The following is a 14,622-nucleotide window of genomic DNA, read 5'->3' as shown; positions in this document are numbered from 1 at the left end:
CACCTGCCACATCTTCGGTAACCTCAGCATTAGCGGTAAACAGCCCATAATCTGTATACGCCTTGGCATTGCCTGCATGATAGTTACCCGTACCCAAATGCACATAGCGGCGAATTTTGCCATTTTCACGGCGTACAATCAGCATCATCTTGGCATGTGTCTTGTAGCCTACGATACCATAAACAACCACAGCACCCGCTTCTTGGAGCATATTGGCGACAGCGATATTTGACGCTTCATCAAACCGAGCACGTAGCTCAATGACCGCAGTCACCTCTTTACCGCTTCGAGCGGCGGCGGCAAGTGCTTGTACAATCTCAGAGTTTACCCCTGAGCGATAAATGGTCTGCTTAATGGCAAGAACATTGGGATCGCTTGCTGCTTGCCACAGTAAGTTAATCACTGGATTGAAGGTATGAAATGGATGATGAACAAGCACATCTTGGCGTGATATTGCCAAAAACATAGAGCCTGCACTACCCATATCTATATCACGAAATGCCTTTGGCATGGCGGGCGTAAAGGGCTTAAATTTTAATTCAGGTCTATCAAAGCTGGTCAAAAGCCGTGTTAAATTCACAGGACCATTGACACGATACAGCTGAGATTTATCAAGCTCAAATTCATCTAATAAAAAATCACAAATGTCTTGAGGGCAATTTGTGGTAACCTCTAATCGCACTTCATGACCAAAGCGGCGATTATCAAGCTCCCCTTCTAACGCTTTGGCGATATCATCAACATCGTCAGCCAGTGCCAAATCTGCGTTGCGTGTTAGGCGAAACTGATAGCAACCCGTTACTTTCATGCCCAAAAATAACTCATTGATATGTTCATGAATGACCGCTGAGAGCATCACATGATGCTCCTTGCCATCAGTAATCTCATCAGGCAAGCGAATAACACGAGGTAATGAACGAGGTGCTGGCACAATCGCACGATTGATATCTCGCCCAAAGGCATCTTTGCCTTCTAAGCTGATGATAAAGTTCAAAGATTTGTTCACCAGTCTTGGAAATGGGTGCGCAGGGTCAATACTGATGGGTGTCAATACTGGCTTGACTTGGCTGACAAAATAGTCTTTTAGCCATGCACGCTGCTTGGCATTCAACTCATCACGACGCAAATAGCGGATTTCATGCTTGGCAAGCTGCGGTAAGATTTCATCATTTAAAATCTGATACTGCTGCGTAACAGCACCATGAGCAATATCGCTGATGATTTGCAAGATTTCGCTGGGCTTTCGACCATCTAAGCTACTCACCTGATCGCCTTGTTTCATTTTTTGCAATAAGCCTGCAACACGAATCTCAAAAAACTCATCTAAATTTGAGGAAAAAATGGTCAAAAAGAACATACGCTCCAGCAAAGGATGATTTGGGTTGGCAGCTTGTGCCAATACTCTAAGCTGAAATCTTAACGCTGATAAATCACGGTTAATATAGCATTTAGGCGTAAAAGCACCTTGTTCGTCAAATAAATGATCAATCTGCGTCATTGGGTTGGTATGATCAGCGTGATTGGCTTGATTGACATCATTCATAGTGTTAATCATGGCATATTCCCTAAAAGTTGCTAAAATTTGGCGGATAGATGTGTATAATACCTGAAGGCGAAATTGATGATTCATGTTAAATTTTAATGATTAAAAATTAAGTTATTATTTATATTAACTAACTCATAACTGGCTGCCCTACTGCCATGTGAGTGCTTAAGCATCTTTATTAAAATACCAAAAATTAATGATAATTGCATGACACATGAAGCAAATATATAGCCAAACAGTCTCAAGGAATCTGCACACCATTCATCCGCCGCATGATAATCCTTTGCTTATTTTTAAGACGCTTGGCATTGGGTCTTTTACCATAATATTTAGGATTTGGTAACAAACTGATTAATAAAGCTGCCTGATCACGGCTTAAATTTGCTGCCGAACGCCCAAAATAATGCCGTGACGCAGCTTCAATACCATAAATCCCTTCGCCAAATTCAGCAACATTGAGATATACCTCCAAAATACGCTGCTTTGACCATAAGGTTTCCATCATCACAACAATGATGGCTTCTTCTGCTTTTCTGACATAAGAGCGATGCGATGTCAAAAATAAGTTTTTTGCCAGCTGCTGACTGATGGTTGAGCCGCCTACCGATACCGCACCCTGACTCTCGTTACGGTGCATGGCTTTTTGTATACTGTCAAAATCAAATCCATAATGGGCAACAAATTTACCATCTTCGCTGGCAATGGCAGCTTGCTTGGCAGACTTGGCAATGTGATCATAATCTACCCAAATTTGGGTAACACGACCGCCTGATAACCTATGCCAAAGCATAAAAGCAGAATTTTGAACAGGCAAATTCCCCCACACCACCAACAGCCCCATCACCATCATATGAAAACTAAAAAATAGCATCAATAAAGGTGTCAGAATCCATTTAAAAAATGTGCGAAACACGCTAAAATACTCATCTGTTAATTAATACGCTTATCATACCTTATCAGCACTTGGTTGTATAGCCTTGCAAATTTATGTCAAATTATCTTAGCTCACAGACACTTAAGGCACTCGATCAGCTTTTGGATGATCGCCATGCTCTATCAAGATTACCCAAAGAAACTTATCAGCACATTTACGCACAAATTTTGGCGACCTTGGGTGTAACAAATAAGGGTTGGTATTTGCTTGGTACAGAAGGCTGTCATTTATGCCACAACATCCAAGCGATCATTGAGCATGCTTTGGCAATGACTGCCGTGCCGATTGTTTTTCGTGTTTTGGATTTAGCAGATAGTCAAGATGAAGCATTGATTGACGCACTTGGCGTATACATTCCCATCTTACTTACCCAAGATCAAATGATGCTGTACCCATTTGGGCTGATGGATGTGATGAATTTACTTAAATCATCCGCTGTTAAACCATGGATTGTCTGATTTTTTAAGCCAAGCACATACGGGCTTTTATCCGCACCAAAGGCTTGGCAAGCTAAATCATGTGCCGACATGCAGGCAATCTAGGGGGTTTTCTAGGCTTCATTAAATACGCCATAAGGGCATGATGACATCATTTTGTGGGATTTAACTTGTTATAAAAATGTCATCATCATTGATCGCATCTTGGTTAGATTAAAATCTATACAAGACGAGAACTGGCAAGCTCGGTAAGTAGATATAGCCCCTCACGATAACGGTTGTTGGGTAGATTATTAAGGGCGTGTTGAGCGTTTTTAGTTTCTTCAAGCGCGCGTGCCTTACAATAATCAAGTGCACCTGAAGACTGAACAAGCTTGATAAGCATTTGCACATCATCTACTACTTTGCCCGTTTGCACCGCAATACGCAATTTATCATACATGGCTGGATTGCTATGTTCTAAAAACTCCAAAGTCTTGATAATGGGTAAAGTCGGTTTACCTTCCGCCAAATCATCGCCTAAGTTCTTGCCCATGATGGCAGCATCGCCACTAAAATCAAGCACATCATCAATCATTTGAAATGCATTACCAAAATGATACGCAAATGCACCCAAATCATCCAAAAACTCCTCACGCCCTTGTAGCAGTGCAGCGCCTTTTGTCGCCATCATAAATAATCTGGAGGTTTTGCCATCAATAATCTGCAAATAATCAGATTCTAAAGTTTTTGGGTTGTGTTGATGCTGTAGCTGTAATACCTCCCCTTCAGCAATATCACAAGTGCCATCACTAAATAGCTTTAATAAGGGCAAATGATTAAATCCTACCAACAAATTAAATGAACGAGCAATCAAATAATCCCCCACCAAAACCGCTGTCGGATTATCCCAAGTGGCGTTCGCAGTTGGCTTGCCTCGTCTTAAACCAGATGCATCAATCACATCATCATGCACCAAAGTTGCGGTATGAAGCATCTCTGTAATGGCTGCCAGTTGCATGGCTTGCTGGCTTTGTTCATCATGTAACATGCGTGCGGTCAGTAGCGTGATTAAAGGACGCATTCTTTTACCACCGGCGTCAATGACATGCTTAGACACACTCATCACCAACTGCACTTTGGAATTTAAACTGCCAAAAACTTGCTTATCCATAATGGCAAAATCTTCAGAAACAATGGCTTGGATATCGGCATAAGTCAGCTGAGCGTTATTCATGATTGATAAATCTGTCTTAAAATCAAAAACGCTATCATAGCATAAAATCAAAGCAACTTAAAACAGCGTTTGGCTTTTTTAATCACTTAATCTGAATTTTTTCCCTTCAATCGGTTGCTTTGGTTAAAACAAATTTTCATCATTATAAAGACAAATTTGGCGGATAAATGACTTTTTACGCTTGTAAATCAAACCAACTATAGGCATAATGTGGGTTCTGATTTGTGCTTATCTTGATAAGCTTATTGGCACATCTAAAATAAAACAGGGAGCAATTATGAGCCACCCAATGACGCACAATCCCATTACGCAACATAAAGAAATTGATGACGTGAATATCGAAAAATTCATTCCGCTAATTACCCCAAATTGCCTAAAAAGCGAGCTGCCACTGTCGGAGTTGGCTTATCATACCGTTCTAAATGGACGAAAAACCATTCAAAATATTTTAGATGGTATTGATAAGCGAATCTTGATTGTTGTTGGACCATGCTCTATCCATGATCCTGTGGCAGCACATGAATACGCTGACAAACTTAAAGTACTGTCAGAAGAGCTTAAAAATGAGCTTTTTATTGTGATGCGTGTTTACTTTGAAAAACCTCGTACCACAACAGGCTGGAAAGGCTTAATCAATGACCCTGATATGAATGACAGCTTTGATATCGAAAAAGGCCTACATATCGCAAGAAAGCTTTTGCTTGAATTAAACGAAAAGGGTCTGCCTTGCGCCACCGAAGCACTTGATCCCAATACGCCTCAATACATGCAAGATTTAATCAGCTGGTCTGCCATTGGTGCACGCACAACCGAAAGCCAAACACATCGTGAAATGAGTTCTGGCTTATCTTGCCCCGTTGGCTTTAAAAACGGTACCGATGGCAGTATGACTGTTGCCGTCAATGCCATGCAAGCAGTACAGTCAGGTCATAGCTTTTTGGGATTGTCTGGCGATGGTCAAGTATCTATCATCAAATCCAAAGGCAACCGCTACGCTCATGTTGTCCTACGGGGTGGTAATGATAAGCCAAACTACGATGAAACCGCTGTTGCTGCCGCTGAAAATGAGCTTGCTAAAGGTAAAACAAACGGTAAAATCATGATTGATGCCAGTCATGCCAACAGTGGCAAAGACCCCTATCTTCAGCCCATGGTTATCCAAAATGTTGCAAGCCAAATCCAAAATGGCAATTCATCTATTATGGGACTCATGATTGAAAGCCATCTGAAAGGTGGTCGCCAAAATATTCCTGTCAATTTAGATGATTTAGAATATGGTAAATCCGTTACTGATGGCTGTTTGGACTGGGAGGCAACCGTTGAAACCTTACGCACCTTCGCTAAAACAGTGAAAGCACATCTACAAAATCGCTGATGGTTTTTAAAATAGGTTGATTTTTGTTGGTTTTTATGCCATCTGTTTTTTAAGTTTGGATATATGATGGCACAAAACCAACAAGTGTTAACCCCCAAGCATCAAAGACAGCAATCACAGATAACAACATATATAAGAGCAATACTGTTATGAGTAATCCAAGTTTTAAAGATTTGTTATCAAAATCTCTACAAGAAGATTTAAAGCAAATGACCAAGGCTTCTACCAAACCTGAAATGGCAAGTGATAAACCTAACGAGACGGTCAATTTGCCCAGCTCAAAGGCAATTTTACATGAAGTGAAGCGTTTTAATCATGATGCCATCAATGATGATACCGTGCTATTTATGCAGGCGATGAGTGGCGTCATACCGTTAAAAACCGATGCTGTCGTCAGCCATACCAAACCCACCCAAACCGATGAAAATATGTTGCGTCGCCGTGCGTCAGCTGAAGGCGATGAGCCAATTAAAGGTGTTTTGTCTGATATGCAAGCGTTATTAAATCCTGTGGCAAGTGAGGCTTTTTTATCTTACAAAAATCCCACCTTACAAAATAAAGTCTTTGAGCAGTTAAAACAAGGCAAACTACGGTGGTATGATGCGGTAGATTTACACGGCTCAAGCATTGATGACGCACGCAAGGCTGTCTTATTACTCATCAGCCAAGCCATCAATCATGGTGAAACTGTGGTCAAAATTGTACACGGCAAAGGTAAAGATGCCATTCTTAAAACCTACGTTAATGGCTGGTTACGCCAAATGCCAGAGGTCATGGCGTTTGTTTCTGCACCTGCTAAAGACGGGGGCAATGGTTCAGTATTGGTATTACTCAAAAAAGTCGTCCAGTCGTGATGGTTGTATATGCGATTGTGATCACTTAACAATAAAATAGTGTTATCACAAAATATATGTTTATTATTTTACCCCGAATTACTTAACATCAATCGCATCTTTAAAAGGTCAATTTTTTGACCTATTTTTATGACTTTTATGGCAAGTATTTGAATCTGGCATGACAATACAGCCAATCTTTTAATAAATTTACTGATTAGTATTGAGAAAATTATGACAAATACATCGTCACTTACGATCGGCATCGTGGCAGGGGAAGTCTCAGGAGATGCACTTGGCGGTGATTTTATGCAGAAAATGAACGCCCTACACCCAAATATTCGATGGGTCGGCGTCGGTGGGCGGTCAATGGCAGCACAGGGGCTAAGCTCAGTGATTGATATGGGACGCTTATCGGTGATGGGTTTGGCAGAGGTGATGATGCATTTACCTGATTTGTTAAAAGCCAAAAAGCAAATCATCACAGCGTTTAAAACGCATCAGATTGATCTGTTTATTGGTATTGATGCACCCGATTTTAACCTTCGAATCGGTAAAATATTAAAGCCCCAAGGTGTTTTTTGTGTCCAATATGTCAGCCCCTCGATTTGGGCGTGGCGAGAAGGTCGCATTCATCACATCAAAGCAGCGACAGACTTGGTGCTGTGCTTGTTTCCGTTTGAACTGGGTGTTTATCAAAAATATGCCCATCCTGCCATCTGCGTTGGACATCCACTTTTAAATAAACTTCACGCCCATCAGGATAGCCCAAAGGTGCGTTTGGAAAATTTTATTCACCAATATCATAATCACCATCATGGTGTAACAACACTCATAAAAGCAAGTCATATTATTTGTCTGATGGCAGGTTCACGCACCTCTGAAATCCGAGCCATGTTACCGCTATTATTAACAAGTGCACAAAACATTCATCAGCAAATACCAACCGTGCAGTTTGTGCTGCCAGTCGTGAGTGCTGAGCATGCACGATTAGTGCATGAAATTTTGCACACTCATCATGCCAATTTGGTCAACTGCGTACATATTTTGGATGATCACAATCGGTCTCAAAAACAAAACCAACCTGCGATCAGTCATGCGTGTATGACCATCAGTGATGTGGTACTTTTGGCATCAGGTACAGCAACGCTAGAATGCTTACTACTTGAGCGTCCTATGGTTGTCGTCTATCAAGTCAATCCGCTTACTTTTATGATTGCCAAGCGTTTGGTTAAAATTCCTTATGTGTCATTGCCCAATATCTTGGCCAAGCAGTATCTTGGTCATCCAATCGTACCTGAACTACTACAATCTGACGCCACCGCCGAAAAAGTCAGCACCAAAGCATTAGGGATTATTCACCACCCAAACAAACAAACCAAACAGCTTAGCAATATTTCAGCGTGGCTACGCAGCCAAAGTCACCAAAACTCCGCCAAAGCCGTGCTGGATCATTATTTTATGAGTACTAAAAAATCATATGACACACACCATATCACCAAAGCTTATGAATGATTGTACCATCTTCACTAAACCCAATGCGGTTTTATCAAGTCATGCCCCAATCGTCGGTATCGATGAGGTTGGACGGGGCACTTTATTTGGCAATATGACTGTCGGTGCGGTTATCTTGCCCAATGAACTCAGCGGCCGCTTTGATGAGATAGATTTAACAAATACTAAAATTTCTTTATTAAATGACAGTAAAAAGCTGAGCGAAAAACGGCGAGAACAACTGTTTGACATCATCACAGATTTGGCACTTGATTATGCGATTGTTGATGTACCAAGCACTATTATTGATCAGATTAATATTTATCAAGCAACGATGCTTGGGATGAAAATTGCCATTGAGACAATTATTATTAAGAATAATTTAAATGAAAAAAACACAACTATTTTGATAGATGGCAATCAGCTACCTTCAATGGATGGCAGTTTGGGCGAACACTTTCATCAGATTTATGCCATGATCAAAGGAGATGCTACTCATAGCAGTATTGCTTGTGCCAGCATATTGGCTAAAGTGCATCGTGATCGTTTGATGATTCAGCATGCCAAATCTTATCCTGAATATCTGCTTGATAAACATAAAGGCTATCTGACCGCCAAGCATAAAGCTGCCATCTTAGAATATGGTATTTTACCTGAGCATCGGCGTAGCTTCTCACCGATTCGTGAATTATACAATCAAGGATTTATTAATTCTAACTATTGGCATTCATAGCAATAAAGATAATTAAGCACATAACAGCTCAGTGACTGCCAATTAATAAAGTGCATATTACCTGCTTTTATCGTTTTTTCTCGGCACGCTTAAACCGCTGAATGCGTTTTTTCTCACGCATCAACTTGGCTTTGTTTTTAACGACAGGATTTTTCTTGCCTTCATATGGGTTGGCATTTTGCTTAAATTCTACCTGTAGTGGTGTCCCTTCGAGTTTATAGATATTGCGAAAAACATTTTCAAGATAACGCTGATAGCTTTTTGGCAGACTGCTCGTTTGATTGCCATGAATGACGATGACAGGAGGATTATGCCCACCCAAATGTGCATATCTTAGCTTAATTCTGCGACCACCCACCATTGGTGGTGGATGGCTGGCAACAGCATCTTCTAAAATTCGTGTCAGCTGATTGGTTGAAACCTTAAACATTGATGCTTCATAGGCTTTATGAATAGAAGGATAAAGTTTACCCACACCATTACCATATAAAGCAGAAATTAAATGAATTTTTACCCAAGGCACAAAATTAAAACGGCGGTCAATTTCAATTTTGACAAAGTCTTTTTGGTCTTGGCTTAAGCCATCCCATTTATTGATTGCCACGACAATGGCACGCCCTGCGTCTAGTGCATATCCAAGCATATGCAAATCTTGATCAACAATACCTTCTTTGGCATCAATGACCAGCACCACGACATTGGCATCTTTAATGGCTTGTAGCGTCTTGACGACAGAAAATTTTTCCACTTTCTCATCAATGCGACCACGGCGACGCACGCCCGCTGTATCGATGAGGACATAGCTACGCCCTTCTCGCTCAAAAGGAATATAAATACTGTCACGCGTTGTGCCTGGCATATCAAAGACCACCACACGATCTTCGCCCAGCAAGCGATTGACTAAGGTTGATTTGCCGACATTGGGGCGACCAATGATGGCAAGCTTTAAGGTTTTGCTATCAAGCTCATCTTTGGGCATATCTTCAGGCATATCCGCCGTCAAAGACTCAAGCAAATTGGTAACGCCTCTACCATGACTGGCTGCGGTAGCATACGGTTCACCAAAACCTAAAGCAAAAAACTCTGCATATGCCGCTTCATGAACGCCATCCATCTTGTTTGCTACCAAAAATACAGGCTTACCCAAGGTGTGTAAAAAATGTGCAATCTCACTATCTGCACCAATCAATCCTGCACGAGCATCTACGACAAAAACAACAATATCCGCTTCATGAATCGCCGTATATGACTGAGTCGCCATATAATCATCAATATTGCCCGAACCATCATCCATCTCACCGATACCACCAGTGTCAACGACAATGAATGACTTGTTTTCAAAATGTGCATCACCATACTGACGATCACGGGTTAGACCCGCCAAATCCGCCACCAATGCTTGACGACTCTTTGTTAACTGATTAAATAAAGTCGATTTACCGACATTAGGGCGACCAATCAAGGCGACCACAGGTTTTATACTCATGTTTTACTCTTAATATCGTTAAAATTGAATCTGTCGCAATGAGGATTTGGATGATCAGGCATCAATCATCATTCAACCAAAACAGCAAAACCTTTGCCACCGATATCATGACAAAGGATGCTGATTTTATTGATTATTTAAAATTGCCAAACAGTCACAACGCCATCTGCTGATTGGGCATATAAGCGATTATTGATCACAGTTAAGTTGGTCAAAGCACCTTTGGTATTGGCTCGGCTGATAATTTGACCTTGATGATTTAAAATATGTACCACACCATCTGCATCCCCAACAGCAATATAAGTGCCGATGGTTACAGGATTGGTCAATCCACGATATTTTAGATCATGATTTTCCCAAAGCTTCTCGCCAGTCATTCGGTTAAAGGCAACCACATCACCATCAGTGCTACTACCGATGACAGCATCAGCCAAAGTGGTCAGCTTTTTGGTGCTAGATAGCTCGCTGACAAACATGGTACGCCCTGTTGTCATATCAAACCCAGCTAATTGTCCGCTGTAGCTGGCAGCGTATAGATAATGATCTACGACGGTCGGTGTCCCATCAATATCACGCAGCTGATCAATTTCTCCAGAACCCATCGCCAGTCCCACACGGCGAGTCCACACTGGTGCACCTGTCATGGTATCTAGTGCATGAATACGCCCATCAGCACCACCAATCAATACCGTGCGAGCATCAAGCGCCAAAGGCTTTGCCATACCACGCACACTGGTATTTGGTACCTGAGTGGCATACTGCCAAACTGTCGCACCACCATTAATATCCAATCCAAAAATCGTACCACTGTTAGTGATGACAATCACTTTATCACCACTAATCAATGCTGGTGCCAAACTAGAAGAAGCCAATTCTACTACCCAGCGTGCTGCACCTGTGCGAGCATCTAATGCAATTAATTTCCCTGAACGCGTACCAATGACCGCCACACTACCTTGATCATCAATACCGACACCGCCAGTGATCACATCTTCAGCATTATATTGCCAAGCAATCGATTCACCCATGTAACCACTGACGATACCACTGCGACTTGCTGCAATCATACCATCTGCCAACGGTGCAATTTGTAAATCAATAACATCCTTTCTTAGGTTGGTATTACGACGACTAAAGCCAGATCGACCTTGATCCAAGCGGATACTTGATACCTGTGTTAATACAGCGACTGGCGTCTGAATATTAACCAATTTGGCAGGCTTGCGTTCGGTTGGCTTGATGGCTTTGGTGCCACAACCTGCCATAGTTACCGCCAAAGCTGCAACCAATGCGGTATTGATAAAGCGCTGATACATAAAAATATCCTTACTTTGCTATTTTTAATTAAGTTTATTTGACCATGATTAACGAATCTTTTGTAAGCACTAATTGCCAGTGTGTGGGTTTTGTGTGTCTGCCACTGCCGAATCATGCTCAATCATCTCAAATATCTCGCCACCTTCAATGACTGGCTGAGTATTTGGTATCGATACCACTGATGGCGTAGGTTCGATTGGTTCAACATTCACCCCAAGTGACTGTAATTTTAAAGCCAATACCGCACGGTTTTCTTGACGCTCACGGAGCACCTCCCATGCATTAGTATAAGCAGATTTGGCATTGTCAATTTCATTTTTGGCATGATAAATATCACCCAAAAGCTCTTGGCGTGATGCTTCAAAAGCTGTCGGCATGGCTTCATTGGCAATCGATAACGCACCGTTTGTATCACCATTTGCCAACATGGCTCGTGCATGGCGTATTTTGGCTATTGCTGTCAAACCGTCATCGTCAAGATTGATTGAAGTGGCTTGGCTGAGCGTTGCGACCGCACCGTCAAGATCGTTATTATTGGTCTGGTGGCGTGCCTTGATCATCAATGCTTGCCAAGCGTAAACAGTGTTACCATGTGCTGCAACAAGTGCATCAATATCACCAAATAACTGCTTTTCTTCTTCCGCCAATGCCTGCTTAGCCACTTCATCTAATTGTGGATTTAAATAAGCTTGCACCAGTCGCTCATCACGCACCGAAATTGAAGTATAAGTATCTGCAGCGACCGTATCTATCTTGGCATAATTTTTTTGATAATACTGCCAACCAAAAAAGACAGCCAATACCAAAAGTACGGCATAAATAATCTTTTCGCCATGCAATTTTAAGGCATTTAAAGATTTTTGATCAGTAAAATTATTATCATTTTTCGGAGTGTCAATCATAATCAAACTCTAATTGAAAATTGCATGCATTATATCACACACAACCATTTTCATGCGGTTTTTATCCATATAGATTTTATCGCATAAGTCATGCATATTTTATCGTATAAATTGATAATCAATGGGTGCACGGCGTTGTTCACCAGTTGCCATTGTCTTAATGGTGATTTGGTTGGCATTTACCTCATCTTCTGCGATGATGACCGTATAAGCTGCACCTGATTTATCGGCTTTTTTCATTTGTGATTTTAAGCCTGTTGCACTTGCCATTTTGACGCGTAAATTATCCTGACGCAAGCGAAGTGATTCGGCGTACTTTAAGCCATCAATATAATAATCAGGGTGAGCAATCACAAAAACATCACACCAAGATGCAACCTGATAAGGATTAACGGCATCAATCAATAGCATTAAGCGTTCAAGACCCATAGCGAACCCAACCGCAGGCTCTGACTGCTCAGCGTTACCTTTGATAATACCCACCAAGCCATCATAACGACCGCCGCCACAGACGGTCGCTTGTGAACCTAATTTGTCAGTTACCCATTCAAAAACAGTTTTGTTATAATAATCCAAGCCACGCACCAATTTATCGTTTATCTCAAACGAAATACCCAATGCGGACAAATAGTTTTGTACTTTTTCAAAATGAGCCAACGATGCCTCACCCAAAAACTCACCAAGCTTAGGTGCATTTTTTAGGATTTGTTGAGTGTTTTCATCTTTGGAATCCAAAATACGCAGTGGATTGGTATTTAAACGGCGTTTTGAATCATCATCCAAAGCCTCTTGGTGTGTTGTCAAATATTCAACCAGTGCTGACTTATATGCAACACGCTCATCGGTCTCGCCCAAGGTGTTTAGCTGGAGTGTCACATGCTCACCGATACCCAGTTTTTGCCACATATGATAAGTCATAGCGATCAACTCAGCATCAGCATCAGGCAACTCAGCGCCAAAATACTCTACGCCCAATTGATGAAATTGGCGATAGCGACCTTTTTGGGGGCGTTCATAACGAAACATCGGGCCTAAGTACCATAATTTTGGTGTATCGCCACGAGTTAAGTTATGCTCAACAATTGCCCGTACACATCCTGCAGTACCTTCGGGGCGTAAAGTAAAAGAAGATCTTTCATCGCCCTTATTTCCGCCATGTACAACGCCAAACATTTCTTTTTCAACAATATCTGTCGCTTCACCGACACCTCGTGCAAATAGCTGAGTTTCTTCAACCAAAGGCAAACGGATTTGGCTATAGCCATAGCTATCCATCACCTCAATTAATGTTCGTTCCATTGCACGCCATGCTGGTGTTTGCTCGGGCAACACATCATTAAAGCCACGGATAGCGGTAATTTTATTCATAAATATTCCTTAATTATATACAATCAATGATTGCTGTCATTCGGTTCATATAGGTTTAAGATTTTGTCAAACTCGCTGTCATATCGATGAGGATGATTAACATCAAAATCGATAATGGTTTTTAAAAATTGTGAGAAATTGTCATTTTTATTCGCCAATTCATCAACCACCGAATAATCCATCATCTCTTTAAATTTGGCAGGTGATAAAATCTTACTTTGTTTCACATTGTGTCTATTAAGCTCAATGATACCAATCCCAAAGCTTTGGCTAAGTTTTTTGAGCGACTCAATAAATTGACCGTCAGGCAGGATTTGTGCCGCCACCAAATAACCTTCATTTGCCCAACTTGAGTTACTGACTGCCTGAAAAAAGCTTTCTTTATAATTACTAAAATTTAGCTCTTTTTTAATCTCAAATGAATAGATTTTTATTGGTGGCTTATTAAATTTCGTAATAAAACCAAGTACATGGTTTTTTTGATAATTGGCGTATTCAAAATGCACCGCCACCATATCTGGATACAGCCATTTATCCTCACCTTTTGCTCCTTTTGGACTGATTTCATGAAAAATGGTTTTTGAATAAGCTTGAAAATATTTATCAAATTTCAAAAAATAAGTCAAGACAGGGTGCAACTCTCGCTCATGATATTTTGCTAAGCGATGAGTGGTTTGATCAAGATTTTTTATCACCTCTAACTTTGTTTGCTGAGATTTTAAAATATATTGTTTTGGCTTGGTATTTGTATTTGGAACTTCCTTGAAGATATGTTTATTGCGAGTAATTGAACTACCAAATGTTCTTTCTGGTGATTTGCCAATGAAAGATTCGGTGGAAACATCATAAGATCTTAACCGACGATGCAATTTATTTTTAAGAACAAACTCCCACAGCTGCATCGTTGTCATTGGTCGATTGACCATTTTCATCGCATGCACCGCCAAATCTAAAAAGCCCAATTTATCCTGATCGCTCATA

Annotated in this window: 13 protein-coding genes; 5 read left to right on the top strand and 8 right to left on the bottom strand. The window is 41.1% G+C overall.

What is annotated here, in order from left to right:
- The coding region (gene ppk1, locus HMPREF2573_RS02900) for a polyphosphate kinase 1 (RefSeq protein WP_070472502.1) at nucleotides 1-1,555 on the bottom strand (1,555 nt) is incomplete at its 3' end.
- 232 nt (nucleotides 1,556-1,787) lie between these two features.
- On the bottom strand, nucleotides 1,788-2,459 hold the full coding sequence (gene mtgA / locus HMPREF2573_RS02895) for a monofunctional biosynthetic peptidoglycan transglycosylase (protein ID WP_003662558.1): 672 nt from the start codon (nucleotides 2,457-2,459) through the stop codon (nucleotides 1,788-1,790).
- Between the two features lie 74 nt (nucleotides 2,460-2,533).
- Between mtgA and HMPREF2573_RS02890 the strand changes: the two genes are divergently transcribed.
- Nucleotides 2,534-2,938 (top strand): thioredoxin domain-containing protein, encoded by a 405-nt coding sequence (locus HMPREF2573_RS02890; RefSeq protein ID WP_003664685.1) that lies wholly within the window; start codon nucleotides 2,534-2,536, stop codon nucleotides 2,936-2,938.
- Between the two features lie 199 nt (nucleotides 2,939-3,137).
- On the opposite strand, the gene HMPREF2573_RS02885 is transcribed toward HMPREF2573_RS02890, so the two are convergent.
- A complete protein-coding gene (locus HMPREF2573_RS02885; protein WP_003660152.1) occupies nucleotides 3,138-4,184 on the bottom strand; it encodes a polyprenyl synthetase family protein in 1,047 nt (348 codons plus the stop codon).
- 226 nt (nucleotides 4,185-4,410) lie between these two features.
- On the opposite strand from HMPREF2573_RS02885, the gene HMPREF2573_RS02880 reads away from it, so the two are divergent.
- The 4 genes from HMPREF2573_RS02880 (at nucleotide 4,411) to HMPREF2573_RS02865 (ending at nucleotide 8,568) form a co-directional block, all read left to right on the top strand.
- Nucleotides 4,411-5,508 carry a 3-deoxy-7-phosphoheptulonate synthase gene (locus HMPREF2573_RS02880; RefSeq protein ID WP_003660154.1) on the top strand — a complete coding sequence of 366 codons (1,098 nt, stop codon included), beginning with the start codon at nucleotides 4,411-4,413 and terminating at the stop codon, nucleotides 5,506-5,508.
- 149 nt (nucleotides 5,509-5,657) lie between these two features.
- Nucleotides 5,658-6,362: a Smr/MutS family protein gene (locus HMPREF2573_RS02875; RefSeq protein WP_070472500.1), complete on the top strand. Its 705-nt coding sequence runs from the start codon at nucleotides 5,658-5,660 to the stop codon at nucleotides 6,360-6,362.
- 213 nt (nucleotides 6,363-6,575) lie between these two features.
- Nucleotides 6,576-7,856, top strand: coding sequence for a lipid-A-disaccharide synthase (lpxB, locus tag HMPREF2573_RS02870; RefSeq protein ID WP_070472497.1), 1,281 nt, complete (start codon nucleotides 6,576-6,578; stop codon nucleotides 7,854-7,856).
- On the top strand, nucleotides 7,849-8,568 hold the full coding sequence (locus HMPREF2573_RS02865) for a ribonuclease HII (protein ID WP_038519343.1): 720 nt from the start codon (nucleotides 7,849-7,851) through the stop codon (nucleotides 8,566-8,568). Before lpxB ends, HMPREF2573_RS02865 begins: the two co-directional genes overlap by 8 nt.
- 67 nt (nucleotides 8,569-8,635) lie before the next feature.
- On the opposite strand, the gene der is transcribed toward HMPREF2573_RS02865, so the two are convergent.
- The 5 genes from der to HMPREF2573_RS02840 form a co-directional block, all read right to left on the bottom strand.
- Complete coding sequence (der, locus tag HMPREF2573_RS02860; protein ID WP_042510377.1) at nucleotides 8,636-10,054, bottom strand: ribosome biogenesis GTPase Der; 1,419 nt, start codon at nucleotides 10,052-10,054, stop codon at nucleotides 8,636-8,638.
- 137 nt (nucleotides 10,055-10,191) lie between these two features.
- The gene (gene bamB / locus HMPREF2573_RS02855) at nucleotides 10,192-11,370 is read right to left on the bottom strand and encodes an outer membrane protein assembly factor BamB (RefSeq protein WP_042510378.1); all 1,179 of its coding nucleotides are present in this window, start codon (nucleotides 11,368-11,370) and stop codon (nucleotides 10,192-10,194) included.
- Between the two features lie 69 nt (nucleotides 11,371-11,439).
- Nucleotides 11,440-12,273 carry a YfgM family protein gene (locus HMPREF2573_RS02850; RefSeq protein ID WP_003660166.1) on the bottom strand — a complete coding sequence of 278 codons (834 nt, stop codon included), beginning with the start codon at nucleotides 12,271-12,273 and terminating at the stop codon, nucleotides 11,440-11,442.
- A 99-nt stretch (nucleotides 12,274-12,372) separates the two neighbouring features.
- Entirely contained in the window at nucleotides 12,373-13,641 is a 1,269-nt protein-coding gene (gene hisS / locus HMPREF2573_RS02845) for a histidine--tRNA ligase (protein ID WP_042510379.1), read from the bottom strand.
- Between the two features lie 23 nt (nucleotides 13,642-13,664).
- The gene (locus tag HMPREF2573_RS02840; RefSeq protein WP_003666483.1) at nucleotides 13,665-14,621 is read right to left on the bottom strand and encodes a hypothetical protein; all 957 of its coding nucleotides are present in this window, start codon (nucleotides 14,619-14,621) and stop codon (nucleotides 13,665-13,667) included.
- Between the last annotated feature and the right edge of the window lies 1 nt (nucleotide 14,622).

The sequence above is a fragment of the Moraxella sp. HMSC061H09 genome (genome assembly GCF_001809255.1).
Lineage (GTDB): Bacteria > Pseudomonadota > Gammaproteobacteria > Pseudomonadales > Moraxellaceae > Moraxella > Moraxella catarrhalis.
The sequence above is the reverse complement of the archived record's forward strand: the minus strand, read 5'-3'. Positions and strand labels throughout refer to the sequence as shown.